23 protein-coding genes are annotated in these 26215 nt (G+C 26.9%); 8 read left to right on the forward strand and 15 right to left on the reverse strand.

Annotated elements, in window-relative coordinates; all coding sequences use genetic code 11:
- Nucleotides 1-24 precede the first annotated feature (24 nt).
- Complete coding sequence (locus KGF45_RS04110; protein ID WP_003420092.1) at nucleotides 25-201, forward strand: hypothetical protein; 177 nt, start codon at nucleotides 25-27, stop codon at nucleotides 199-201.
- 160 nt (nucleotides 202-361) lie between these two features.
- Here KGF45_RS04110 and trhA read toward each other — a convergent pair whose 3' ends face one another.
- A complete protein-coding gene (trhA, locus tag KGF45_RS04115; RefSeq protein WP_227841893.1) occupies nucleotides 362-1015 on the reverse strand; it encodes a PAQR family membrane homeostasis protein TrhA in 654 nt (217 codons plus the stop codon).
- A gap of 159 nt (nucleotides 1016-1174) precedes the next feature.
- Between trhA and KGF45_RS04120 the strand changes: the two genes are divergently transcribed.
- Nucleotides 1175-1741, forward strand: coding sequence for a DUF1836 domain-containing protein (locus KGF45_RS04120; protein WP_227856580.1), 567 nt, complete (start codon nucleotides 1175-1177; stop codon nucleotides 1739-1741).
- Between the two features lie 139 nt (nucleotides 1742-1880).
- Here the strand turns inward: KGF45_RS04120 and KGF45_RS04125 are convergent, their stop codons facing one another.
- The 10 genes from KGF45_RS04125 to KGF45_RS04170 all read right to left on the reverse strand — a co-directional run bounded on the left by KGF45_RS04125 (nucleotide 1881) and on the right by KGF45_RS04170 (nucleotide 13592).
- The gene (locus KGF45_RS04125) at nucleotides 1881-2090 is read right to left on the reverse strand and encodes a hypothetical protein (RefSeq protein WP_227432931.1); all 210 of its coding nucleotides are present in this window, start codon (nucleotides 2088-2090) and stop codon (nucleotides 1881-1883) included.
- A gap of 80 nt (nucleotides 2091-2170) precedes the next feature.
- Nucleotides 2171-2824, reverse strand: coding sequence for an FMN-dependent NADH-azoreductase (locus KGF45_RS04130; protein WP_227827399.1), 654 nt, complete (start codon nucleotides 2822-2824; stop codon nucleotides 2171-2173).
- 319 nt (nucleotides 2825-3143) lie between these two features.
- Complete coding sequence (locus tag KGF45_RS04135) at nucleotides 3144-4184, reverse strand: Fic family protein (RefSeq protein WP_227827398.1); 1041 nt, start codon at nucleotides 4182-4184, stop codon at nucleotides 3144-3146.
- Nucleotides 4185-4291: 107 nt separating this feature from the next.
- A complete protein-coding gene (locus KGF45_RS04140; RefSeq protein ID WP_227827397.1) occupies nucleotides 4292-5665 on the reverse strand; it encodes an MATE family efflux transporter in 1374 nt (457 codons plus the stop codon).
- 122 nt (nucleotides 5666-5787) lie between these two features.
- A complete protein-coding gene (locus KGF45_RS04145; RefSeq protein ID WP_227841894.1) occupies nucleotides 5788-7668 on the reverse strand; it encodes an FtsX-like permease family protein in 1881 nt (626 codons plus the stop codon).
- Entirely contained in the window at nucleotides 7668-8414 is a 747-nt protein-coding gene (locus KGF45_RS04150) for an ABC transporter ATP-binding protein (RefSeq protein WP_227841895.1), read from the reverse strand. The genes KGF45_RS04145 and KGF45_RS04150 overlap by 1 nt, the downstream gene beginning before the upstream one ends.
- A 155-nt stretch (nucleotides 8415-8569) precedes the next feature.
- Entirely contained in the window at nucleotides 8570-10780 is a 2211-nt protein-coding gene (locus KGF45_RS04155; RefSeq protein ID WP_227841896.1) for an EAL domain-containing protein, read from the reverse strand.
- Nucleotides 10781-10801: 21 nt separating this feature from the next.
- Entirely contained in the window at nucleotides 10802-11134 is a 333-nt protein-coding gene (locus tag KGF45_RS04160) for a hypothetical protein (protein ID WP_227827393.1), read from the reverse strand.
- A gap of 170 nt (nucleotides 11135-11304) precedes the next feature.
- On the reverse strand, nucleotides 11305-12699 hold the full coding sequence (gene gltA, locus KGF45_RS04165; RefSeq protein ID WP_227827392.1) for an NADPH-dependent glutamate synthase: 1395 nt from the start codon (nucleotides 12697-12699) through the stop codon (nucleotides 11305-11307).
- Nucleotides 12699-13592: a sulfide/dihydroorotate dehydrogenase-like FAD/NAD-binding protein gene (locus KGF45_RS04170; protein ID WP_227432921.1), complete on the reverse strand. Its 894-nt coding sequence runs from the start codon at nucleotides 13590-13592 to the stop codon at nucleotides 12699-12701. Before KGF45_RS04170 ends, gltA begins: the two co-directional genes overlap by 1 nt.
- Before the next feature lie 628 nt (nucleotides 13593-14220).
- Here KGF45_RS04170 and KGF45_RS04175 point away from each other — a divergent pair.
- Entirely contained in the window at nucleotides 14221-15072 is an 852-nt protein-coding gene (locus tag KGF45_RS04175) for a sulfurtransferase (RefSeq protein WP_227827391.1), read from the forward strand.
- A gap of 164 nt (nucleotides 15073-15236) precedes the next feature.
- On the opposite strand, the gene ggt is transcribed toward KGF45_RS04175, so the two are convergent.
- From ggt to KGF45_RS04190, 3 genes are all read right to left on the reverse strand, one after another.
- A complete protein-coding gene (ggt, locus tag KGF45_RS04180; protein ID WP_227827390.1) occupies nucleotides 15237-16850 on the reverse strand; it encodes a gamma-glutamyltransferase in 1614 nt (537 codons plus the stop codon).
- A 198-nt stretch (nucleotides 16851-17048) separates the two neighbouring features.
- A complete protein-coding gene (locus KGF45_RS04185; RefSeq protein WP_227827389.1) occupies nucleotides 17049-18980 on the reverse strand; it encodes an FtsX-like permease family protein in 1932 nt (643 codons plus the stop codon).
- Nucleotides 18967-19734 carry an ABC transporter ATP-binding protein gene (locus KGF45_RS04190; protein WP_227827388.1) on the reverse strand — a complete coding sequence of 256 codons (768 nt, stop codon included), beginning with the start codon at nucleotides 19732-19734 and terminating at the stop codon, nucleotides 18967-18969. The genes KGF45_RS04185 and KGF45_RS04190 overlap by 14 nt, the downstream gene beginning before the upstream one ends.
- Before the next feature lie 287 nt (nucleotides 19735-20021).
- Between KGF45_RS04190 and KGF45_RS04195 the strand changes: the two genes are divergently transcribed.
- The 5 genes from KGF45_RS04195 (at nucleotide 20022) to KGF45_RS04215 (ending at nucleotide 24993) form a co-directional block, all read left to right on the forward strand.
- Nucleotides 20022-20696, forward strand: a complete 675-nt coding sequence (locus KGF45_RS04195; protein WP_227827387.1) for a response regulator transcription factor — start codon at nucleotides 20022-20024, stop codon at nucleotides 20694-20696.
- Between the two features lie 23 nt (nucleotides 20697-20719).
- On the forward strand, nucleotides 20720-21724 hold the full coding sequence (locus KGF45_RS04200; RefSeq protein WP_227827386.1) for a sensor histidine kinase: 1005 nt from the start codon (nucleotides 20720-20722) through the stop codon (nucleotides 21722-21724).
- Nucleotides 21725-21840: 116 nt separating this feature from the next.
- The gene (locus tag KGF45_RS04205) at nucleotides 21841-23073 is read left to right on the forward strand and encodes an efflux RND transporter periplasmic adaptor subunit (protein ID WP_227827385.1); all 1233 of its coding nucleotides are present in this window, start codon (nucleotides 21841-21843) and stop codon (nucleotides 23071-23073) included.
- 7 nt (nucleotides 23074-23080) lie between these two features.
- Entirely contained in the window at nucleotides 23081-23755 is a 675-nt protein-coding gene (locus KGF45_RS04210; RefSeq protein ID WP_227827384.1) for an ABC transporter ATP-binding protein, read from the forward strand.
- 2 nt (nucleotides 23756-23757) lie between these two features.
- Nucleotides 23758-24993 (forward strand): ABC transporter permease, encoded by a 1236-nt coding sequence (locus KGF45_RS04215; RefSeq protein WP_227827383.1) that lies wholly within the window; start codon nucleotides 23758-23760, stop codon nucleotides 24991-24993.
- Between the two features lie 201 nt (nucleotides 24994-25194).
- Here the strand turns inward: KGF45_RS04215 and KGF45_RS20440 are convergent, their stop codons facing one another.
- On the reverse strand, nucleotides 25195-26190 hold the full coding sequence (locus tag KGF45_RS20440) for a GNAT family N-acetyltransferase (RefSeq protein WP_227841897.1): 996 nt from the start codon (nucleotides 26188-26190) through the stop codon (nucleotides 25195-25197).
- Nucleotides 26191-26215: the final 25 nt, after the last annotated feature.

The raw sequence follows: 26215 nt of genomic DNA on the forward strand, positions 1-26215 counted from the left end.
ATCTTAATGTAAAGGGATGATTTTATGTATAAATATGATGACTATGTAAATTTAACAAATGATTTAGATTTGCCTGTGGAAATTAGAAATAAATGTGTTAGAATTGTTAGTGTGTCAGAGAATTTAGAGGATATAATTATAGTACATAAATTCAAACTATATGTCGTAAATGAGAAGTACATTAAAGGAATTATGGAATAGACATTTTGAATATGCTATTTTTATAAACAAGTTATTATAAATATAATTTGATATTTATAATAAGGAGCTGTCTTATAATAGAAGATACATTCTATATAAGACAGTTCTTTTTATTTTCTTCATTGTAGAATTTTTAGTATCAATTAACTGGATTTTTAAACTATAAAACATACAATAAAACAGCCAAAAAGTGGAATAAAGAACCTAACATAATAAAAATATGAAATATCTCATGAAATCCAAATTCAGGACTTATATCTGGCTTCTTAATAATGTAAATAACTGCACCTATAGAGTAAGATACACCTTCTATTATTAATAAGTTAAGACAATCCTTAGGAATTGAATTAAATGCATTTATATCAAAGACAATTGCCCACCCCATAAGTAAATATAGACTTGTAGACAACCATCTAGGTGCATCCATCCAAAATATTTTTATTACTATACCAATAAATGCAACTATCCATATTGCTGTAGTAAATATTATTCCCTCTTCTTTTTGCATAAAATACAAGCATATTGGTGTATATGAACCAGCAATCAATACATAAATCATCGCATGGTCTACTTTTCTGAAAAATAATTCTTGTTCTGGTGTACCTTTTAAAAAATGATAATATGAGCTTGCACTATAAAGAGCAATTAAAGATAATCCAAAGACAGACACAGACACTATCATCAAAAAAGAAGTTTGTTGTAAAGATATAGATTGAAAAATTAAAATTATAGTAGCTATAAGAGATAAACAAGCCCCTATAAAATGAGTTAAACTACTTATTGGGTCTCTACCCTTTAAAAAAAATTGATACATTTCGTCCTCCTACAATTATGTATTTTAAAAATTATATTTTATATATAGTTTTTAATACTATATTATACATTTAATTATACCACTTTATATATCTTTTGCAACCATTAATATTGTTTTATTTTCTAAATTAGTGTATTATAGATATTATGGAGGTAACATATGATGAACAATGAATTAAATACCATAATACTAGAAATGCTAAATAATACAGATATAACTTCAAATGATATTCCATCTATTGACCTATATATGGATCAAATTATTTCTCTAATTGACAATAAACTTTCTGCCAATAAAAGATTTGACGATGAAAAAATTCTCACTAAAACAATGATAAATAATTATAGTAAAGAAGGATTAATCAAACCTATTAAGGGAAAAAAATATACCAAAGAACAAATCTTACAAATGATAATCATTTATTCTATGAAAAATACACTTACAATACAAGAGATTAAAAGAATCTTAAATGGTGTATACGAAAAAGAGGATTTCAGTGGAGAAGACTTAGTGGCATGTTATGAAAAGTTTATATCAATAAAAGAAAGGCAAAGAAATAATATGCCAAACTTTATAGAGTCTAATTTTGAAAATATCACTATTAATCCAGAAAATAAAGATGATTTATTGATAGCCTTACTAAGCTTAACTTCAATGGCTGACCAATTAAAAAGTATTTCGGAAAAAATAGTAGATACTTTTTTCAAAGATACTCCCAAAAAATAATTTTAATAAAGTAAGACTGAAAATAAATATTAAAATACAATGTAACTTAAATTAATCATTATTGTATACAATATAATTTTCAGTCTAAATATTAATACTTTCTATTTTTAACTCCTTCAAGAATCTCCATATCTAAAGTTTACAAATTTAATTTTATTCTGTTTAAGTTTTGACAATGTGAACAATTCAAATTAACTTGAATTTGTTTATACCCTATGAAAACGGCTTGTTTAAGTATACCAGTGCCATCATCTATCATCACTACATTGTCTTTTATCTCTACATGGAAATTATTCTCTTGATTACACCAATAACAATCATACTTCTCATTACTTTTTTCTTCTCGCATGATTTTCGCCTCCTTCAATATAAGTTTCTACATTAAGAGAGGTTTTTCCTTTATATTTTCAATAAAATAAAATATTATAACTAAAACTTCAAAGAATCAATTATACCTTCTATTTTTTCAGATGCTTTTTCTATTGCACTTTGTCTTTCTTCTTCACTAGTTCCAGTTCCATCTACTAATAATTCATCAAATTTTTTGATTCCTATAAATTTCATGATACTTTCCACATAATTTAATCCTTTATTCATAACTGGCTTTAGTACCCATGGTATATGTCCACCTGAAGATTGTATATATACCATACTTCTATCAATATCATTTAGTATTCCTTGTGGTTTATCATCACCTTCAAAAGATATAGTTTTTCCATCTTGAATTATACAATCTATATATTCTTTAAGTGGGGCTGGAAAAGATAAACTCCACATAGGAGCTGCTATTACATATACACTTGCACTCACAAATTGGTCACAAAGACTTCTAATTTTTGCAAGTTCTTTTCTATCCTTATCATCTAATTGCTTAGCAGCTTCTTCACTAACTATACTATTTCTCTTTTCAAAGTATTGATATTCCAATCTTGGTATATGTTCTTTATAAAGGTCTACTTCTTCAACTTCAAAATCCTTATTTTTTTCCATAAATTTATTGATAAACTTTCTTGCTACAGTTTTACTTGAAGATAAATCTTCTGGTTTTGAATTCACATTTATATATAATAATTTTTTTTTCATAAGCTCACTCCTAAGATTATTTTTATATTATTATTTCACAAAAATAACCATTCTATTCTGTAGTTAAATTATAAAGTTAATAGAAATATATTTCTTAAATAATCTTAAAAAGTAAATTTATAGAATACAAGAATAAAATATAATTAATTATACAATATAATTTTAAATATATTAAAATTCTAATCAAGCAATTACTTATAATATTTTAGATAAAATAAGTATTCTATGAAGTTATGTAAATTCCTCTTAGAATTTCTAACTTCAATAAAAAATGGTATAGTGCTTTGACACTATACCATTAAAATTATTAAAGTATTTTTTAATACTTCTTCTTCCATTTTGCGCTTCTTCCCCTTGCAACAACCTCTATCTTATCTTGTTTTCTTAGATTATTAAAAACTCTATTTATAGTAGGTTCTGGAATATCAGGACATAGGTCCTTTATATCTTCTTTTGTAAAATATCCAAGAGTAGAATTTATTATTTTTTCTATTCTGCTAGTTTTTGTCTGTCTTTTCTTATCAGATACATTTAAACTGTCATCTAACTTCTTATATGCAGTCAATATAGTTTCTAAAAAATATTCAATCCAAGCATTCATATCTGATTTTTCATTCCCTATAGAGGACTTCAAATAGTTTAAGTTACTATAGTACTCATATGAACTGTCATCAAATATTTTTCCTAAACTTATATATCTTCCAACTTCATATCCACTTTTATTTAACAGCAATAATATAAGTACTCTTGCCATTTTTATATTACCTTCTTTAAATGGATGTATCAATATGAAATCTAACACAAATGCAGAAATTAATATTAATATATCAATTTCATCCTCATCTATCAATGTATTATAAGCTTCACATATTTCTTCTACGGCTTTTTCAACCTTATTAACACTTGCGTCACCATTCATGAAGTCACTATTTTTTAAATTGTATTCAAAAAATCCACTCTCTGATTTATAGCTTCCCCCTCTAGTAGATGAAAATTTATATAAGTATCCATGAAGTTCAAGAATTGTTTGTGAGCTTATTGGGATACTCTCATAAGCACTATTAATAGTTTTTACTACATCTCTGTATTCAACAATACTTAACTCTTCTCTACTTTTAGGTGTGACTTCATTACTTATTAATTTTTCTAAATTAAAAGTATTACTTTCTTTTTGATTTCCAATATATGTAGATTCTGAACAATCTACTAAAGATTTTTTTTCTAGACTTTCTAAAATTTCTTTTGGTTGTTTTTTGTAAAGCAGTTGTCTACCCTTATACTCATTTATCTTAGACAACATTCTAGCTACATTCATGTTTACATACATATTTTTTAATTTGCTTTTTTTTGTAAATTCCATAAAATCACTCCATAATTAGAATTTCTCTTCTTTTTGACAGCGGTTTTATTTTATCATATAATTGTATTTTTTACAATTTTTTACTTATTTATCTGAAATTATACTTTTTATTCGGTTGTTATTTCGCTTAATCGTTCACTTTTAGGTGTATATCTTTTCAATTCTCTAAATACTACTACACCTGTAATTACTGTGGCTATAAAGTCAGATACTGGTTGAGCTGTCCATACACCCTTTAAACCTAAGAATGTAGGAAGAATTATTACTGCTGGTATCAATAAAATTACCTGTCTTAGAAGACTTAATAACATTGCCATTTTTGCTTTACCTATAGATTGTATAAAGTTTGTTCCTGTAATTGATAAACCTACTATTGGTAACATAAGTAGATATATTTTTAAACCATCTACAGATATACTCATAAGTTCAGCGTCTTTATTAAATATTCCTATAATTGCCTCTGGGAAAAGCATAATTACTACCATACCCATACATAAAATTATAGTAGCTACTACCAATGAACCTAAGTATGCTTTTTTAACTCTATCGTATTTTTCAGCCCCATAGTTAAAACCTATAATGGGTTGCGCTCCCTGATTTATTCCAAAGATAGGCATTAAAAATACCATTGCTATAGAAGAAATTGTAGCCATAGCTCCTATAGCTAAATCTCCACCATGAGTTTTAAGAGCAATATTTGATATTACTTGAACTAAGCTTGCTGCAAGTTGCATAGCAAATGGTGACATACCTATCGCAAAGACTGCTCTTACTAATCTTTTATCTAATTTTAAATGAGATTTACTGAATTTTAAATTTGATTTTCCACTTATATAGTAGCCTATAGTTAAAATAGCTGTAAGAGCTTGAGAAGTTACTGTAGCAATTGCAGCTCCTTGTATTCCCATATTGAATCCAAATATTAACATCCAATCTAAAACTATATTAGTTAGGCATCCTATTATCATTATTCCTGCTGAAATCTTAGGGCTACCGTCAGCTCTTATTGAGTGATTTAAAGAAAAGGATAGAAGATTTACTACTGTTCCTAATAAGATGATATTTATATATGTCTTTGCATATATTAGTGTATTTTCACTTGCTCCAAATAACGTAAGTATTTTATTTGCAAATAATATCCCAAGTACCATTATTATAATTCCTGTAACTACAGCTAATGTCATTGCATTTCCTATAAGTCTTCTTGCATCTTCTACTTTACCTTGCCCAAGTTTTATTGATATAGTCGTCGTTGTTCCTATTCCTATCAACATACCAAATGCAAGTATTATTGTCATTATTGGCATCGTAACACCAAGACCTGTTATTGCAAGTGGTCCAACCCCTGGTATGTTCCCAATAAAAATTCTGTCTACCACATTATATAGACTATTTACCAGCATACCTATTATTGCTGGTATAGAGTATTTCAGTAGTAATTTACTGATTCGTTCTGTTCCTAATAATTGTTGATTATCCATCAAGTCTCCTCCTTCTTCTAATATTTAATTTTCCACATATTACAAGGGAGGTGCATATGCCCTCCCTTAATATTAACTACTTTTTAAATATTAATTTTCTATAATATATATTATATACCACTTTAATCAAAAAACCAAACTTTTCTAATATAAAATTTCTTTAGCAAATGAAAATAAAGTGAATATATACCTGAGAGCACTAATAATATACCCACATTTTTTAAGTTAAAACTATTATTTAGTACACTATTTAAAAAGAGTAAAGAAAATATGTTATTTACAATAGCTATAATAAAAGGTACAAAAAATAGTATGCCTATCTCTATACTAACAATCTTATTCATATTTTTAAAAGATAGACCTATTTTTGATAGATTGTAGTATTTAACCTTATCAAAAGGTTCATCTGTATATAGTCTAAAATACAAAAAACTAAGAACTGCCATAAACAGAATAACACCTATGAAAATACCCATAAAGTGAAGAATTTTACTTTGCTGTAACTCAACTAAATACATATCTGGTAAAGTTAAAAAATATGACTTTATATCATTTCTATCTAGGTTAAAATGTTTTTCTTTTAACGCTTCAGTTATATCAGCACTATTTTGCCAGTTTTCATAATCAAATCCATAAAAATTTATTTTTGAAAACTTACTTTGTATATTATTATATAAATCATCATGTATAACTATAATTTTACTAAACATACCTGTAGGAAAAATTATCCTATCTGTTGATTCTTTTATCTTTATCTTTATGTTTACATTTTTTATTTTATAAGATTTAATATCTTTTAAAGAATTTATGTGCTCTTTTGAATTATATCTAGGGACTATAATTCCCTCATTTTTCTTTAGATTAATTTTATCTAATCCCAATTGTTTTGATAATTTATTATAGTTATTTATACTTAATAATACTTCATTATTATATTCAAGCATAGGAAAACTTAATTCCTTATAATCATATTCTTTTATTGTATTTCTAATTTCTTTTAATTCTTCATATTCTTTGTTATTATTATCTTCTGAAAAATATGAGTAAACCATCGGAAAATTCTCTTTAGAGGATTTACCTTGTGAAGTTACAAGCGTTGAAGTTGTTGTAAATGCTACTAAGGTTCCAGATAAAAGTATTGTCATTAAAAACAACAATCGAGAATTATCTTTCATCTTATATACTAAATTACTTATAAGCAACATATTTGTTTTATTTTTATAAAACTTCTCTTTATTTTTCATATGCTTTAATATTAAAATGCTAAACTGAGAAAAAAATAAAAACGTTCCTAGCGTAATCAACAGTGCTATCGTGTACATACCTCCATTTATATTTAACTTATTACCAAATAGTATCATAGCATATCCTGTCATAAGACATACTATACCAAGCATCCCAAATAATCTTGAAGATTTTATATCTTTTTTAGGTTTTTTTGTACCTACTAAAAGTTCAAAAATATTGTTTTTGTTTAACAATTTTAAGCTAAGTGGTCCTGTTATCAAAAACAACAACATAAAAGATATAATTGTCATTAGTATCGCTTTTATTGGAAAGTAACTTTCTGTCAAGTTCATATAAAATATTTTACCTAAATACAATAAAAATAGCTTAGAAATAGATAGCCCTAAAAGTATTCCTAATATTATTGCTAATAATCCTATTATTAAATTTTCAATCAATATCAATCTTTTCAGTTGTTTATTACTCATTCCAACTATCATCATAACTCCAAAATCCCTTAATCTAGATTTTAAGAAATTTCCTAAAGAATACAATATAAAAAGTAGACTAAATCCTAATATTATTAATTCTGAAGTCATAAGAGCCATAAATGCAGTAGAGCCACTTTGGATTCCAGAATCAGTTATAATTGGATGAAACATAGATACTGCAAATACAAAGAATATCATTATAGAAAAAATTGAACTTAAAAAATACGCTAAATATGCTCTAAAGTTTCTAATTATATTATTATAAGCAAATCTTCCAAAATTCACTACCTTACACCTCCTATTTGAGACAATACAGATAGTATTTTATTGTAAAAAGAACTATTTGTGCCTGATTTCTTTATCTCTGTATATATGCATCCATCCTTTATAAAAACGACTCTATCTGAATGGCTTGCACTATATGCTTCATGAGTTACCATAAGTGTAGTTACATTTTGTTCTTTGTTTATCTTAGTAAATAACTCTAAAACACCATCAGTGGATTTCGAATCAAGATTCCCTGTTGGTTCATCTGCAAGAAGTAATGATGGCTTATTTATAATTGCTCTAGCAATTGCACATCTTTGAGCTTGTCCTCCTGAAATCTCATAAGTTCTTCTATCTAAAATTTTATCAATACCTAAAAATTCAGATATATTTTTAGTTTCCCTGTTCATTTTTTTTACATTTCTACCATCTAGTGTAAGTGGCAACATTATATTTTCACCAACTGTCAAAGTGTCAATCAAATTAAAATTCTGAAATACAAAACCAAGTTGTTTTCTTCTAAATTCAGCTAATTTTTCTCCTTCTAATCTACTTGTATCCTGTCCATTTAATATAACTTGACCTTCACTCTGCTTATCAATTGTAGATATTATATTTAAAAGAGTAGATTTCCCACTTCCAGATGGGCCCATAACAGCTACAAATTCACCTTTTTCTATACTTAAATTAATACTATCTAATGCTTTATATGGAACTTTTCCATAATATGTTTTTGATATATTTTTAATACTTAATATGTTCATTTTATATTCTCCATTACTTTTTTATTTTTACTATATTAATATACTATCGTGAATATATCATTTTAACCATAAAAATACTCTAACAATTAACTTACATATTTGTAAGTTAATTGTTAGAGTATCAACAAATTAATTAGTATTAATAATTAATTCAACTAAAATTTTAAAAGCTTTTCAAATTCACTAAGTACCATCGGTTTAGCAAATAAATAACCTTGAACCTTATCGCATCCTATTTCTTTTAAAAACTCTACTTGCTCATTGGTTTCTACACCTTCACATATAACTTTAATATTAATCGCTTTTGACATTTCTACTATCTTAGAGATAATAATTTTTCCACGTTTTGTATCTGTTGTCTCAATTAGAAAAACTCTATCTAATTTTAAAATATCAAAAGGAAGGTCCTTTAATAGATTCAAGGATGAATATCCTGAGCCAAAATCATCCATTGATATAAGAAATCCTATCTTTTTAAGCCTCTTAATTATATCAATCAATATATTTAAATTATCAAATACAACACTTTCTGTTAATTCAAGTTCTATAAACTTAGGTGATATATTATACTTATTTATCAATTCAGTAATATTTTCTATAAAATTATCTCTGTGTAAATGAACTCTAGATATATTCACAGAGATTGGCACAGGGTTATAACCTTTGTTTAGCCACTTTCTCAAGGTCTTACATACTTCTTCAAATACAAACATATCAACATTTACAATGAAACCATTTCTTTCAAATAAAGGTACAAAATCTACAGGTGAAATAAATCCCATATCTGGATTATTCCATCTTATTAGAGCTTCTGCTCCTTCAATTTCATTTCCATCATTTAAACTATATTTTGGTTGATAATATACTACAAACTCTCCTTTTTCCAAAGCTTTATTCATATTATCTTCCAATTTCTTTTCTCTATATAATCGATTTCTTGTATCTTCATTAAAAAATGAATATGAATGCTCATACTTATCTTTTTTTGTTTTTGCAGCAATATTCGCTCTATCAATTAACAAGTCAATTTTTTGTATATCATCACTTTTATTTATCTTATATATACCACTTGACATAACAATTTTATATTTTGAGGAATTACTAGTACTTAAACTGCATATTTCATTATTTATTTTAGATAGTCTATTTAAAAGGTCAACATCAGTATTGCAGGAAATTAATAATATAAAGTGGTCATTATCCATTCTAGCACAAAGTTCATATTTGTTTGTATTGTGTCTTAACACATTTGCAATATGTACTAATATCTTATTTCCTTCAGCATAACCAAACATCTCATTTATGTATTTAAATTTATTAACATCTAATTGAACTAAGTAAAAATCATCCTTATAGTAATTATGTAAAATATATATAGAATCTTTTTTAAATTTTTCTTTGTTTTTTATTCCACTTAAGGAATCATAGTAAGCTAATTTTTTAAGTTGTTCTATTAGTGTAACATTACTTAATTTCCACAATATCAAAAATATTAATATATAGAAAAATAACTTGATTATAAAATCAATTATCAAGCTTTTAAAGTTCTTAAAAACATCACAACTTGAGATTAATGTCCAATCAGTTCCTTTGATACTCGTATATCTTGCACTATATAACTTCCAATTATCCCATGATAAAAAACCACCTTGACGTTTCTCATCTATATTTTTTAAAATTTCATTTTTACTGCTCCCTATAATATTTCCTTCTACACTAAACATATTTGTCTTATTATAGACATAGTCTTTATTTTGATGAGAAATAATGGCATAGTTTTTATCTACCATTAAAAATTTAATAGAATCATCAGAATTAGTTCTACTTACTATCTTATTTACATCTTGAAAATAAAAGGAAGCAAAAATAGTTCCACTTACTTCATTATTTTTTATAATAGGTACACATATAATAAATACTTTATCCCCTGTAACCTTACTAACTGTAATATCGGAAATCACCATTTTTTTTGTTTCTAGTACCTTCTGAAAATGCGTTCGGTCTTTTATTGTCCCAACCCTTTCTCTATATGTACTTGAAGTATTTCCTTGTGCATCAGTTATTCCAAGCATAAAAAGATTATATTGTTTTTGATAAGGTCTTAATAACTTACCTTTTTCAATTAGAGAGATTCTGTCATCAGAAAATCTATCGTCTTGACTAAGAGCCTTTAATAAGGATGCATTGACGCTTAAATAATTTTCTAATTCTCTTTTTGAGGCTTCAATCATATTTTTAGAAGTAACCTCCATAGAATTACTTGCATATATAATTGTACTTGTAAAATCAATTAAAATTAATAACATCAATAAAATTAATATATACCTAAAAACTAATCCATCAAATATTTTTTCTCTTTTTCTCATATTTAAACACCATTAATTATACTATTGTAATACATACTCAATCGGCTCTTTAATAACTTGTGACATTACTCTATGTGAATAATCCAAAAGTATTCTTTCTTTAAATTTATATGAATCCCTTATACAAGATTCATAATTTAAAACTGGCACATTTGATTTTTCAATTTTATATAGGAATGGCCTATATTCTAATGATGGGATATTATTTTTTAAGTAATTTATACTTGCTTCATCTAAAATGCTTACATTTTCAATGTCTGTTGTACCAATATATGCAACAGTTATACCCAAAATATTCTTTTTAGATATAAGTTCTAATGTCAAGTTTGATAACTCTGATTCTGCCAACCACACATTATTCCCCCCTTATAAAATCTTTATTCGATATTATTTTACCATAATTAAACAAAATTATGTTGCTTAGTGGTAAATATTACAACAATAACTGTGACTTTATTATATAATTTTCAAAAAAAATATACCAAGCTAGAAATTATTCTAACTTGGTATATTTAATTTACAAATTAAGCATTAACTTTTGCTTTTAAATATTCGTCTATTGAAGCTGCTGCAGTTTTACCAGCACCCATTGCAGATATTACTGTTGCTGCTCCAGTAACAGCGTCTCCACCTGCAAACACACCTTCTTTAGAAGTTTGACCACTTTCATCTGTTATTAAGCATCTTCTCTTATTTATATCAAGACTCTTTGTGGTAGAAGATATTAATGGATTTGGACTTGTTCCAAGTGACATTATAACTGTATCTACATCAAGTACAAATTCAGAACCTTCTATTTCTATAGGTCTTCTTCTTCCAGAATCATCTGGTTCTCCTAATTCCATTCTTATACAAACCATACCTTTAACATATCCATTTTCATCTACTAAAATTTCTTTAGGATTTGTCAATGTATTAAATATAATTCCTTCTTCTTTTGCATGATGTACTTCTTCAGCTCTTGCTGGAAGCTCTTTTTCACTTCTTCTATAAACTATATATGATTCTGAACCTAATCTTAATGCAGTTCTAGCAGCATCCATAGCAACATTTCCACCACCAACTACAGCAACTTTTTTACCAGAACTAATAGGTGTATCATAATCATCTCTATAAGCTTTCATTAAGTTTACTCTAGTTAAAAACTCATTTGCAGAAAATACTCCATTTGCATTTTCTCCTGGTATATTCATAAACATAGGAAGACCAGCTCCTGAGCCTATGAATATAGCTTCAAATCCTTCATCTTCTATAAGTTCATCTACTGTAATTGTTTTACCAACAATTACATTAGTTTCTATTTTCACACCTAATTTTCTTATATTATCTATTTCAGGTTGAACAACAGCTTGTTTTGGAAGTCTAAATTCAGGTATTCCATAAGTTAAAACTCCACCTGGTTCATGCATTGCTTCAAATATCGTTACATCATATCCTTTTTTAGCTAAATCACCAGCACAAGCAAGGCCTGCTGGACCACTTCCTATTACAGCTACTTTTTGATTTTTCTTAGGTTCTGTATCAGATAAGTTTATATCATTTTCTTTTGACCAATCTGCTACAAATCTTTCTAATTTCCCTATTGATACTGCATCTGATTTTATTCCAAGTATACATACACCTTCACATTGACTTTCTTGTGGGCATACTCTACCACAAACAGCAGGTAGTGAACTACTCTTAGCTATTACTTTAGCAGCACCTTCTATATCATCTTCTTTAATTTTTGTTATAAATCCTGGGATATCAATTCCTACTGGACATCCACCTACACATTTTGGTTTTTTACATCCTAGACATCTATTAGCTTCTGCCATAGCTTCTTCTTTATTGTATCCTAAACATACTTCATCAAAATTTGTTGCTCTTACAGCAGGTTCTTGTTCTCTAACTGGTACTTTTACTTTTTTAGCATCCATTATTTGTTACCTCCACATCCACAATTACTATGATGATGACTGTCGCCTTCTTCAAGTTTTAGCATAGCTCTTCCTTCTTGAGTTTTGTACATAGATTGTCTTCTCATCGCTTGGTCAAAGTCAACTAAATGTCCATCAAATTCAGGTCCATCTACACATGCAAACTTAGTCTCATTTCCAACACTAACTCTACAACCGCCACACATACCTGTTCCATCAATCATTATTGTATTTAAACTTACTATAGTAGGTATGTTTAATTCTTTAGTCAATTGACACATAAATTTCATCATTATCATTGGTCCAATTACTATTGCTTGGTCATATTTTTTACCTTGATTATCAACTAAATCTTTTAATAAATCTGTAACTCTTCCATCAAATCCATATGTCCCATCATCTGTTGATATGTATACATTTTTAGCTACTTTTCTCATATCATCTTCTAATATGATTAATTCTTTAGTTCTTGCACCAATTATTACATCTACATCTAATCCATTATCTTTAAACCATTTAACTTGTGGATACACTGGAGCAGAACCTACTCCACCAGCTACAAATAGGATTTTTTTATTTTTTAATTCTTCTATATCTTCATGTATGAATTCACTTGCTTGTCCTAGTGGCCCTACAAAATCCATTACAAAATCGTTTTCTTCAAACATTGCTAATTTCTTAGTTGAAGCACCAACTGTTTGGAATACGATAGTCACTGTTCCTTTTTCTCTATCATAATCAGCTATTGTAAGAGGAATTCTTTCTCCCTTTTCGTCATTTTTAATTATTATAAATTGACCAGGCTGAGAAGATTTTGCAACTCTAGGAGCCTCTATTTCCATCAAATAAATACTATCTGTTAATTGTCTCTTACTAACTATTTTATTACTCATCTCGCTATTCTCCATTCTAACAAATATATTTTTCCCACTTTAAATTTAATTAAAACATAAACACACAAAACTATAACTCTAATTATAATACAATATTAGTTCTCGATTAAATGTTTTGTATTGGACATCCCCCCTGTAAAATAATTATAACTGCCCAAATTACAAATAGTTGATATTAACAAATTACTTTTAAATTCCAACAAATATTAAAACCTATATTATACATATAATTTGTTATAGATTTAACCTAATACACACTTAAAGTATACTATATTATGCTAAATTTGTAACAAAAATTTTATAAATACATAATAAATTTTTTTTATTCAATTATTTGTTTAATAAATTAACCTAGGTTTTCATAATAACTCAGATTTCTTTAAAAACTAAACGTGTATAAGGCTTTAATCTATTGCAATACAAGCTTTTATATAAACTAAAATATACTCTTATTTTATTATATATCTAAAATTTTTAATATTCATTAATTATTTGAATTTTTATATAAAATTTTTATATTTTCTAAAGATTTATTTACTTATGTAATAATTTATAATAATATTAATTTATAAAGTTAATAATTATTATGAATACACATAAAAATAATTAAAAATAGGAGGTTTGTTTTTTGAAAAATATTATTTCTGCAAAAGAACTTATATCTAAATTAGAACATAATGATAATCTAGTTGTTATAGATTGTAGATTTGACCTTATCAATAGAACTTATGGTATTGATTCTTATAAAAAAGGACATATAAAAGGTAGCTTTATCTTGGATATAGACAAGGATTTATCATCTCCTACAAAAGAACATGGTGGTAAAAATCCTTTACAAGACCCTTTTATATTAAAAGAAAAATTAGAAAAAATGGGTGTTGATAATGACACTACAATTATAACTTATGATGATGGAGATTTAAATGGTGCTTGTAGACTATTCTTCCAATTAAAACACTTAGGTCTTGAAAATGTCTATGTATTAGATGGTGGAATAACAGCTTTTGTAAAAGAAGGCGGACAATTAGAAGAAAAAATAAATATTCCAAACTGTATAGGCAAAAAAATTAAGCCTAATGTAAATGACAATTTAGTTGTTCCAATGGAATACGTTAAATCTAAATTATATGATGAAGATACTGTGATTATAGATTGTCGTGCTAATGAAAGATACCAAGGTTTAGTTGAACCTGCATATTCAAAAGCTGGCCATATACCTAGTGCAAAAAATTACTTTTGCAAGGATTTAATAAAAGGTGATTTTGAAAATGGCTCACTTAAAGATATAGAATTTTTAAAAGACTTCTTTAAGGATTTAAATAATTATGATGAAATAATTTTATCTTGTGGTTCAGGAATATCTGCTTGTGTTAACAGCCTTGCACTTAGAGAGCTTAATATGCCTCATAAGATTTATGTTGGTAGCTTTAGTGATTGGATTAGCTATGATGACAATGAAGTTAAAACTGGACAAGAATAAAGTCAATAATAAATAAAACTAGGATATAATATTTTAGTTTTTTATAAAGGCGTTAGTCATTATAGACTTTCGCCTTTTATTATTGTAATTTCATGTAGTTTTCTATTATTCATTTATTCATTAAACATACCTTTAGTTTATAATATTGATGAACTACAATATGATTAATAAACTGCAACATGACCATCACATCTTGATTCTGTTGCACAAACATAGCTTTCTTGCTCTGTTTTAAAGATTATTTGTCCCCTACCCATATCGACATTATCGTGAATTACTTTTATCTCATGGCCTTTTTCAATAAGGGCATCTACCACATGTCTTGACATCTCTGATTCAACTTCTATCTCTTTACCTTTTATCCACTGCCATCTTGGAGCATCTAATGCCTCTTGAGGGTTTAAACCAAAGTCTATCATACTTGTTAATACTTGAAGATGTCCCTGTGGTTGCATAAAAGCACCCATTACACCAAATGGACCTATTGCTTTATCATCTTTACCTAAAAAACCAGGTATTATTGTATGATAAGGTTTTTTAAATGGTTTTACTACATTATGGTGTTTAGGGTCTAAGTTAAAATTATTACCTCTACTATGTAACGCAATGCCAGTGTTTGGTATTACTATCCCAGAGCCAAAATTTATATAATTACTCTGTATATATGAAACCATATTACCATCTTTGTCAGCAGTACAAAGATATACAGTTCCACCACAATATGGCTCTCCTTCTTTTGGATATAAAGCTTTTTTATTATCAATCAATAAACTTCTCTTTTTTGCATAATCTTGACTTAATAGTTCTTGAACCTTTACTTTCATATGTTCTATATCAGTTACATAAGTTTTAGAATCTGCAAAGGCCAGTTTTAAGCTTTCTATAATCTTATGTATATCATCTACATTTTCTATATCTCCTTTTATGTCCAATTCTTTTAATATATTTAATGCCATTAAGACTGTTATCCCATGTCCATTTGGTGGAATTTCAAATATTTTATATCCTTTATATTCTGTGCTTATAGGTTCTACCCAAGTTGGATAAAAACTCGCTAAATCACTTTTTCTTATAGCTCCATCAAACTTTCTAGAATACTCATCTATTTTATCTGCTAGTCTACCTCTATAAAAACTTTCAGCTTGTGTATTTGCTATCTCTTCTAATGTATTAGCATGCTCTTCACATACAAATATGTCACCAGCTTCTGGAGCTTTACCATCTTTAGAAAATGTCTCAAACCATGACTTAAATTCTTCTCCAACAAATTCTTTTTCATATAGTTCATAGGACTTTTTCCATACTTTTGATACATTAGGAGAAACAACATATCCTTCTCTTGCATATTCAATTGCTGGAGATAAACATTCTAGTAGACTAAGTTTTCCATACTTTTTATTTAATTCTGCCCAAGCTGCAGGTATCCCAGGTACAGTTACTGCTCCAAATCCATACTTTGGCATTTCTTTCATGTTCTTGTAATTTTTTAATTCCATTCTTTCTGGAGCAAAACCACTAGAATTTAGTCCATACAATCGTTTTTCTTCTTCTATCCAAACAAGAGCATATGCGTCTCCTCCAATTCCATTACTTGTAGGTTCAACTACCGATAATGTAGCAGCAGTTGCAACTGCTGCATCCACAGCATTTCCACCTTTTTTTAGTATTTCAAGCCCAGCTTGAGAAGCTAATGGTGTTGAAGTTGCAACTGCTCCATTTTTAGCATATATAACATTTCTTATTGATGGATATTTATGTTGATGAGCATCAAACCTCATAATTTTCAACTCCTTGTCATTTTTATTTTATATTTTCCTTAAATTTATTATATAACATTAAGTAATACAACTGATAGGAAATACAAACTTTTTCCAAAACTTAATTACATTATTATAATATTTTTTTGTTTTGATTAGATAAACTATCTTACTTTTAGTATCTATTTAATTCTTATTAAGTAAAAAATACTCTACAGCTTAATCTATTATCATATTTTGAGCGTATTTTAATGTTATAAAATAATATATAAAGTAACCTATATAATAAATGGCTAGTGTTATAATAATTGGTATAAACAAAGACCTAGTTATAAATTTTTGAGCAATTGACATAGCAAATAAATTATGAATTGTACCTATAATTAATGGCAATAAAAATACAACTTTTAATTGTTTTGATATTATTTTCTCAATATCTTGATTGTTTGCCCCAAGTTTTTTTAGCATAATATATCGTTCTTTATCATCATATATATTTGATAGTTGTTTAAATAAAATTATACTTCCTGTACACAAAAGAAATACTACAGATAGAAATATACCTATAAATAACATAAGACCACTTAGTCTAATTAAATTATTATAGTTTTCGATACTTGATGTAAAATTAAAGGGATAAGTTGATTTCATATTTTTATCAACAATATTTTTTAATCTTAAAGACATGTCAAACTCTTTTTTTTCATTTTTTATATCAATTAATCTTAATAATCTTGATTTTCCATCTGATTTTAATCTATTAAATACATTATCTTCTACCACAATTAAATCAAATGTTGATTGTGAATTTATTTCTGGTTCTAAGATATTTTTTTGAACTGTAAATAAACTCATATTCTCTTTTTCTTTAAGATATATATCTATTTTTTGAGTACCAGTATTTTTAAGAAACATTTTCTTATATGAATCTGAAACATAATATACATGCTCTTCTGAAGTTAATTCTTCATAATTACTGTTTTGATATTGTCTTAATTTCTTAAAATCACTTTCTTTAATAAAATCTACAAGCACTGTGTTTTCTCTATAAACTCCTCCTTTTTTATAATACAATTTAAAATTTACATCTCTGTTTATAAGCTCTATTGTCTTATCAAAAAATATCTTATCATCTTCTTTATATTTATATAACAACTTGTCAATTTCCTTATTTACAAGATAATTTTCTGCATTTATAGTATAACTATACTTGTAGTTTTCATTTATATTTCTATCTATATCGTAATAAAGGGATATTGTAAATCCTAACATAGTTACACTTGTAGCTATTAGTATCGCTATTATTGCCAATACTCTGCTATTATTCTTCAATTTGAATCCAAGTTCCGAAAATGCAATTAAATTTCTTCCCTTGTAATAAAAACTTTTTTTCTTCTTAGCAACATCTATAATTATCGACATTATTGATGAAAAAAATAAAAAAGTACCTGGTATTATTGTAATTAATATAAAAACTGAAAACATAATGTTTTCAATAATGAAATAACTGCTGGACATTAAATAAGAAAATACTATTAGTAAAATTCCAAGTATTCCCTTTAGCTTTATAAATCTTTTATTTGTATATTTTTCTGGTGACTTCTTAAATAACTCTACAATTTTTTTATTGCTAATGACTATAATATTTCTTATTCCAATTACTACAAATATTACTACAAATATTACTAATGTTTGAATTAAAGCCTTTATACTTAAAGTCATCTTTACTCCTATAATTTCTTTCATTAATTTTACAAGAATCATTGTCATAAGCTTTGAAAATAAAAAACCTAAAGATATCCCTATTAATATTGCAAATATTCCCATCAAAAAAGTTTCATATAAAAATATTCTTCCTATCTGATTTTTTCTCATTCCAATCAAGCTATAAGTACCTATCTCTTGCCTACGTCTATTAAAAAAAAATGAATTTGAATAATATATAAATAAAAAAACAAATACCACTATTACAATTGAACTTGTATTAATGCCTATTTTAGCCCTTCTACCAAGTAAACTTAAAGCTTCATTGTACTCTATTGATTTGAAACTAAAGAATATAAATACACTAAATACAATTGAAACAAAGTACATAAAATAGCTTAAAAAGTTCTTTTTTACATTTTTTATAGCAATTTTAAATAAACTCATTTTTATTAACTCCTCCAATTAAGGAAACTGTATTTAGTATTTTATTATAAAATTCTTTTGTGCTTTCTCCTTTTATAAGTTCTGTAAAAATTATTCCATCCTTTATAAAGAGTATTCTACTACAAAAACTTGCACTTATAGCATCATGCGTTACCATTAATATTGTTGAATCATTATCTCTATTTAATTTTAGTAGAGAATTTAATAAATCCCTTGCAGATTTAGAATCTAATGCTCCTGTAGGCTCGTCTGCAAGTATTAATGATGGTTTTGTTACTATTGCTCTACAAACAGCTCCTCTTTGTTTTTGACCACCTGAGACTTCATTAGGATATTTATCTAATATTGATTCTATATTTAGTGATTTTGAAACTTCTTTTATTCTACTTTCTATTACTGATACTTTTTCATTTTTTAAAGAAAGAGGTAGCATTATATTTTCTTTTATAGTTAATGTATCTAAAAGGTTAGAATCTTGAAATACAAATCCAAGATTATCACGTCTAAAGTCAGCTAATTTATTTTGTTTCATTTTAATAATATTCTTATCCTCTATATAAACATTTCCTGATGAAGGCAAATCTATTGTAGAAATAATGTTTAAAAGAGTTGATTTTCCAGCTCCAGATGAGCCCATAATACCTACAAATTCACCTTTAGAAACTTTAAAACTTATTCCCTTTAAAGCTTCATATTTTGAGCCTTTTCTACCATACTCTTTTTTTATATTTTCAACAATTAATATTTCTTCCATAATTACTTACCACTCCTCAACATAATTGCTCATTTTCCAATTCTTATAAATATATTATATATATTAAGGTAGTTTTTAACCATTTAATTACATTAATATAATGTTACATTTCTGTAAGTATTAACTATATTTCTTCATTTTTAATGAAATTATGTTTAAAATATAATTTGTCAAGCAAAATATAGTTATATTAATATAATTATTTTAAATTATAAGGTAGAAATGTTTGAACTTATCAAGTAAAATATAGTTATGTTAATATAACTATTCTGGATTAGGAGGTAAAAATGTTCAAAATAATGGTAATTGAAGATGATGTTTCATTAAAGCATCAAATAGCAGACTGTCTTTCTAAATGGGGACATATTGTCTATCAAATAGAAAATCTTGAAAACATAATAGAAGAATTTAAGCATTATAAACCACAATTGGTTTTATTAGATATAAATCTTCCATTTTATGATGGATTTCATTGGTGTAATGAGATAAGAAAAATTTCCAAAGTTCCAATAATCTTTATTTCTTCAAGAAACTCTAATATGGATGTAATAATGGGTGTAAATCTAGGTGCAGATGATTATATACAAAAACCATTTTCTATAGATGTTTTAATAGCTAAGGTAAATGCTCTTTTAAGAAGAACTTATAATTTTGCTGATAATAATTCAAATAAAATTGTCCATAATGAAGTTACTTTAGATTTATCAACTGCAACTATATGTTATAAAGATAATACTATTGAGCTAACAAAAAATGAAATTAAAATTCTTCATGAACTTATGAGGAATAAAAGTAAAATAGTTAGTAGAAATAAACTTATGAAAAAATTATGGGATAATGATTGGTTTGTAGATGATAATACTCTCACTGTTAATGTAAACAGAATACGTTCAAAACTAAGTGAAATTGGATTGGAAGACTTTATAGAAACTAAAAGAGGACTAGGTTATATAATCAGTTAAAATAGCTTTAAGTAGGTGAATTTATGAGTTTTAAAGATTTTCTCAAAGATAAACTCGAATTTTTAGTATACAACTTTGCTTTCTTACTTTTTACGATAGCAGTTATTATATTTTCTCCTATCGATACTCTCTTAGTAGACACTATTGTATACATATTAATTGTAAATATAGTATTTTCATTCATATATATACTTACTGGCTACATTAAGAAAAATAGATTTTTAGAGAAAATTAAAAATAATACATTCAAAGTTAGTACTAATGATATAGAATTAATTAAATGTACAAATGAAGAAAAAATATATTTGGATATAATTAAAGATTATCAAAGCCAATGTGATGATATAATAGATATCAATACTAAGAAATTTGAAGAAAATAAAGAAACTATGAGTATGTGGGTACATGATATAAAAATGCCTATAGCAATAATCAAACTAATCCTTGAGCAAAACGAAAATTTAATTGAAGAAAAAATTTCAGATGATATCGATAAAGAGATATTTAGAATTGAAAATTCTGTTGAAAGGATTTTATATTTATCTAGACTTGAAGATTTTCATAAAGATTTTTTGATTCAAGAAGTAAATATTGAAAAAATTATTAGAAATATTATTAGAAAATATTCGAAATATTTTATCTCAAAAAAAATAATTTTAAACTTAAATAATTTGAATTATACAGTTTTATCAGACGAAAAATGGCTTTACTTCATATTCGAGCAATTATTAAATAATTCCCTAAAATATGCCTCAATAGAAGATAATATATCTATCTATTGCAAAACCCACAAAAATTATTTACAATTAAGGGTGGAAGATACTGGCTGTGGTATAAAAAAGGAAGATTTAAATCGAATATTCAATAAGGGATTTACAGGTAATAATGGAAGAAATAACGCTAAATCTACAGGGCTTGGTCTTTATTTAGTAAAAGAACTTTGTGACAAACTTAGCCATAAAATTGATGTAGATTCAGAGTACAATCAATATACAAAAATTACTATTACATTCAAAGATTATCTATAGTATCTTATATATTGATAGTTTATTTTCATTTGACTTATATTCAACATGCTTCTTATAATGGTTCTATATGTACATCCCAGTATATAATAAGTAGTTTTTATACAAAGGAGGAAAACATGTCTTTTCTAAAAAAATTTAAAAATAAAAGATTTAGAAATAGTAGCTTTAAGAGTAATAGCTTTAAAAATACTAGCTTTGGAAGTAGTAATTTCAAAACTAAAAACAAAGGTTTTAAAAATAATCCTTTTAAAAACAAGAGATTTAAAATCTATGCAGGAATCGTGATAATCATACTTTTAATTTTAGGGGTACTTGCTTATGTCGATTCAAAAAACACTGAGTTACAAGCTAATGAAAACTTCATAGAAACATACACTATTCCAGAAAACGAAAAAATATTTATAAATGGTATGGTTGTACCTAAGCAAACTAAAGACTTTAATATTTCTGGAGATTATGAGTTAAGCGATGTAAATGTTACAAATGGGCAAAAGGTAAATCAGGGAGACCTTCTTTTTACTGCTAAAAATCCAACTATAATAGCAGAAATAGATAGTCTAAAAACACAACTTAGCCAATATAAAAAACAAAAGATATCACTTGCAAATATTGATGAAAATAGAGATGCTATAGCCTCTATAAACGCACAAATAACAACTTTAAACTCTCAGATAGCTTCTTTAGATAAAAAAGCATATGATAGAACTACTGCTCCTTTTGATGGTACTGTATACTTAAATGACCAAACTGGAAATCCAGACCAACCAGCTTCATTTATGACTATTCAAGGTCTAGAGTTTTATATGAAAGGACAAGCAAGTGAACAAGATTTACCTAAGATGAAAATTGACCAAATGGTTAATATATTAGTTTTCTCAACTGACCAAAATCTTACTGGTAGAATAAGTTTTATATCTGATAAGCCCTCTACTCCAAATAGTGAGATGGGAGCTCAACAAAGTACTTTATCTTATTATGATATAAACATAGCATTTGATAACCAAGAAGGGTTGACAAATGGATTCCATCTTCAAGCATCACTTGAAGTAGCTAACTCAAGCTTTAAAATACCAGCATCTTGTGTACTTAAGGATAAAAAACACTCATATGTATTTAAAGACTTAGATGGAATCTTGAAAAAACAAATTGTAGATGTTGCAAGTAAAAACAATGACTTTGCTGTAGTTAGAGGCGGTCTTGAACAAGGTGATATAGTAATAAAATACCCTACTAAAGAAATGAAAGAAGGAGACCCAGTTCAAGGTGATAGTGTAACTGCTGGCTCTAATAATAATGGAGATGCTACTCCAGACAAAAAATTAAAAGAAGTTAATATGGATGTGAATTAATTTACATATGTTAATTAAATTAGAAAATATTCAAAAATATTACAAAGTAGGGAAAGATGAATTACATGTTTTAAAATCCTTAAATTTAGAAATTGAATCTGGAGAATTTGTCATGATAATGGGTAAATCTGGTAGTGGTAAAACCACTTTACTTAATATCTTAGGTTTTCTTGATGTATTTGACGAAGGAAGATATATATTTGATGGCACAGATGTAACTAATCTCAGTGAAAATGAGCGTTCTGTTTTTAGAAATGTCAATATTGGTTTTGTTTTTCAGCAATTTAATTTAATAGAAACTTTAAATATATATCAAAATGTAGAGTTACCTCTAATTTACAATAAAATATTAAAAAAATCTGAAAGAGAAGAAATTGTTAAGAGCAAACTAAAATCTGTTGGGCTTTTAGATAAAATCAAACAAAAACCTCTTCAACTATCTGGTGGCCAGCAACAACGTGTAGCCATTGCACGTTGTTTGGCAAATGACCCTCAAATAATCTTTGCTGATGAACCAACTGGAGCATTAGATAGTGAAACTAGCAGGGAAATTATGGAGCTTTTGACAGAACTTAATGAACAAGGCAAGACTATAATAATGGTTACACATGATCAGGATTTGACTAAGTATGCAACTAAGGTCATACGACTTAAAGATGGTGTGTTTACTTCGGAGGTGTAATCATGGGCTTATTAAAAAATTCTTTGGCTAATTTAAAGGGGCACAAGCTTCGTGTCTTTGTAGCTTTACTTTGGATTATTATAGGAATAACTTCAGTAATACTTGTTAGTTCTATAGGTAATGGATTTCAAAAAGAAATCAAGAAATCTGTAAATAATGCTAATCCTAATAAAACTACTATTTCATTTGAATCAGCTGATAACACAGGTCTTACTGATGATATGAGTATATTTTTAAAGCCTTTCAATGCAAAAGATTTAGAAGAATTATCATTTGTTGAAGGAGTAGAAAGAATTGCTCCTGCAAGAGATGGATTTAATCTTGATTCAACTTATTCTTCTCAGGCATCTTTTGATAAAAAAACGACTTATGTGGAAGTTGGACCAGTAAAAAAAGATTCTAAAATAAATTTAATCTGTGGTAGAGATTTTTCTTTGGATGATGAAAAAAGAAAGGTAATTATACTTACACAGCAAAGTGCAAGTGAAGTTTTTGAAAATCCAGAAGATGCTTTAGGCCATGGTATTAATGTAAATGGAACTATATTTGAAATAATTGGAGTATTGGATGATTCTTCCAACCAACAACAAACTGGAGGATTTTTGGGAGGTTATCAAGATATGCAATTTGTAACTTCTCTTATACCTAAAAAAGCTTTTGATAGTCTAATGAGTCAAAATTCTTACTCCAATGAAATTTATCAGTTAGACTTAGTTTGTTCTAAAGGATATAACGTGAATGAAGTTGCAAACAATATTATAGCTAAACTGTATGAAATGCACCCTGGTATCAATGGTTCTTATACTACACCAGACCCAACTGAACAAACAGCTTATCTTGAAAGTATCAATTCTAATGTCAATAAATATGTATCTATAATAACTGTAGTTGCAATGTTTGTTGGTGGTATTGGTGTAATGAATATAATGTATGTATCAGTTATGGAAAGACAAAGAGAGATTGGTATAAGACGTGCTATCGGTGCAAAGCCTAGGTCTATATTATTTCAATTTTTAGTTGAAGCTGTTTTTATAACAGTATGTGGAGGAATTTTAGGAACTATAGTTGGATTTATTGCTACTAACTATGTCTCTAAATACATTGGATTTGAAGCAATTCCTAGCTTAAATAGCTTACTTTATGCTATTCTAGCTACTATATTAACTGGAGTTGTATTTGGTTTAATACCAGCCTTTAAAGCCTCTAAACTAGACCCTATAAAGGCAATTTATAAATAGTATTCCTATTAATAAGTTATGATTTTTAAATTGCTTTTCTAAAATATGCTTAAATATTTAATGCACTATTATATATGATAGATTAAGAATTTAATCTTTTTCAAATCAAATATAATAGTGCATTATTACTTTCAAAATTATTATTGTTACTTTTACAATTACTAATGAATTAGTTGCTTTAAATATTTTTAATATTAATATCTAATCTATTATGCCTCTTATGAAATCTGTTTTGTTATCACAATAAGAGTTAACATCATACCTATAAAGTTTTGCTAGCTTCTTTTTTAAGTCAGAATACTCTTTAACCTTATCTGGATTTAGTCTCAAATACTCCCGAAATTTAATATGTTCTAAATATCCTTTCCCATCTTTAGGACATACATATAAATTATGCTCCATGAAATTAGTTGTCTCATAAGAAAATGCTTCTCTTCCTTCTACTTCTAAATTACCTAGATGTTTATACCCTAATTTTTTTAGTTTACTGACAACATCATTTAAGTAGCTATAGTCTTCAATTATTATATCAACATCTAATCTAGGTTTTGCAGAAAGCCATTCAACAGATGTGCTACCAACATGTTCTATTTTCAAAATCGAATTACCTAGAGTCTTTTCTAGTATAGATTTTAATTTTTCAAACTCGTACTTCCAATTTGGATTATAATCTACTATTTCAACAATTTTTGTAGTTAATCCTGTTACTTTTAATTGGTAGACATCATGTTTCATTGCTTGTCCTCTATAAATCTTATCATACTCAGATATTTTCTTCATACCTAGTCTTTTTGCCACATTTATAGATGCTATATTTTCAGGTCTGATATCTGCTACTAAAGTATCCACATTTAAGTTTCTAATAGCATAATCTATACATATAGTGGCACCTTCTGTAGCATAACCTTGATTCCAATATTCTTTTTTTACTATATAACCTATTCCCAACCCTATGTCCTGCTTTATAAGACCTATTTGTCCCACTACATCATCTATATACTTATCTATAACAATAAAATATCCATATCCATCATTATTATATCTCTGTATATTTTTATCAATCCATTCTGTAACTTCTTCATCAGAAAAAGTATGTTCCCATGCATACATTACTTCTGAATTTTGTAACATTTTACTTATTTCCTTAAAATCACTATGATTCATTTGTCTAATATATAATCTTTTGCTTTCAATCACTGTATTCACCACCCTTAAAACACAA

It is taken from the genome of Clostridioides sp. ZZV14-6154, from assembly GCF_020657785.1.
GTDB lineage: Bacteria > Bacillota > Clostridia > Peptostreptococcales > Peptostreptococcaceae > Clostridioides.

What these genes read in the sequence shown, in the direction of transcription:
- KGF45_RS04140 (WP_227827397.1), bottom strand. Translation starts at nt 5,665, where the DNA reads ATGGATAATCAACAATTATTAGGAACAGAACGAATCAGTAAATTACTA.
- gltA (WP_227827392.1), bottom strand. Translation starts at nt 12,699, where the DNA reads ATGGATGCTAAAAAAGTAAAAGTACCAGTTAGAGAACAAGAACCTGCT.
- KGF45_RS04130 (WP_227827399.1), bottom strand. Translation starts at nt 2,824, where the DNA reads ATGAAAAAAAAATTATTATATATAAATGTGAATTCAAAACCAGAAGAT.
- ggt (WP_227827390.1), bottom strand. Translation starts at nt 16,850, where the DNA reads ATGAGGTTTGATGCTCATCAACATAAATATCCATCAATAAGAAATGTT.
- KGF45_RS04190 (WP_227827388.1), bottom strand. Translation starts at nt 19,734, where the DNA reads ATGGAAGAAATATTAATTGTTGAAAATATAAAAAAAGAGTATGGTAGA.
- KGF45_RS04195 (WP_227827387.1), top strand. Translation starts at nt 20,022, where the DNA reads ATGTTCAAAATAATGGTAATTGAAGATGATGTTTCATTAAAGCATCAA.
- KGF45_RS04150 (WP_227841895.1), bottom strand. Translation starts at nt 8,414, where the DNA reads ATGAACATATTAAGTATTAAAAATATATCAAAAACATATTATGGAAAA.
- KGF45_RS04110 (WP_003420092.1), top strand. Translation starts at nt 25, where the DNA reads ATGTATAAATATGATGACTATGTAAATTTAACAAATGATTTAGATTTG.
- KGF45_RS04120 (WP_227856580.1), top strand. Translation starts at nt 1,175, where the DNA reads ATGATGAACAATGAATTAAATACCATAATACTAGAAATGCTAAATAAT.
- KGF45_RS04135 (WP_227827398.1), bottom strand. Translation starts at nt 4,184, where the DNA reads ATGGAATTTACAAAAAAAAGCAAATTAAAAAATATGTATGTAAACATG.
- KGF45_RS04210 (WP_227827384.1), top strand. Translation starts at nt 23,081, where the DNA reads ATGTTAATTAAATTAGAAAATATTCAAAAATATTACAAAGTAGGGAAA.
- trhA (WP_227841893.1), bottom strand. Translation starts at nt 1,015, where the DNA reads ATGTATCAATTTTTTTTAAAGGGTAGAGACCCAATAAGTAGTTTAACT.
- KGF45_RS04185 (WP_227827389.1), bottom strand. Translation starts at nt 18,980, where the DNA reads ATGAGTTTATTTAAAATTGCTATAAAAAATGTAAAAAAGAACTTTTTA.
- KGF45_RS04125 (WP_227432931.1), bottom strand. Translation starts at nt 2,090, where the DNA reads ATGCGAGAAGAAAAAAGTAATGAGAAGTATGATTGTTATTGGTGTAAT.
- KGF45_RS04155 (WP_227841896.1), bottom strand. Translation starts at nt 10,780, where the DNA reads ATGAGAAAAAGAGAAAAAATATTTGATGGATTAGTTTTTAGGTATATA.
- KGF45_RS04205 (WP_227827385.1), top strand. Translation starts at nt 21,841, where the DNA reads ATGTCTTTTCTAAAAAAATTTAAAAATAAAAGATTTAGAAATAGTAGC.
- KGF45_RS04170 (WP_227432921.1), bottom strand. Translation starts at nt 13,592, where the DNA reads ATGAGTAATAAAATAGTTAGTAAGAGACAATTAACAGATAGTATTTAT.
- KGF45_RS04200 (WP_227827386.1), top strand. Translation starts at nt 20,720, where the DNA reads ATGAGTTTTAAAGATTTTCTCAAAGATAAACTCGAATTTTTAGTATAC.
- KGF45_RS04215 (WP_227827383.1), top strand. Translation starts at nt 23,758, where the DNA reads ATGGGCTTATTAAAAAATTCTTTGGCTAATTTAAAGGGGCACAAGCTT.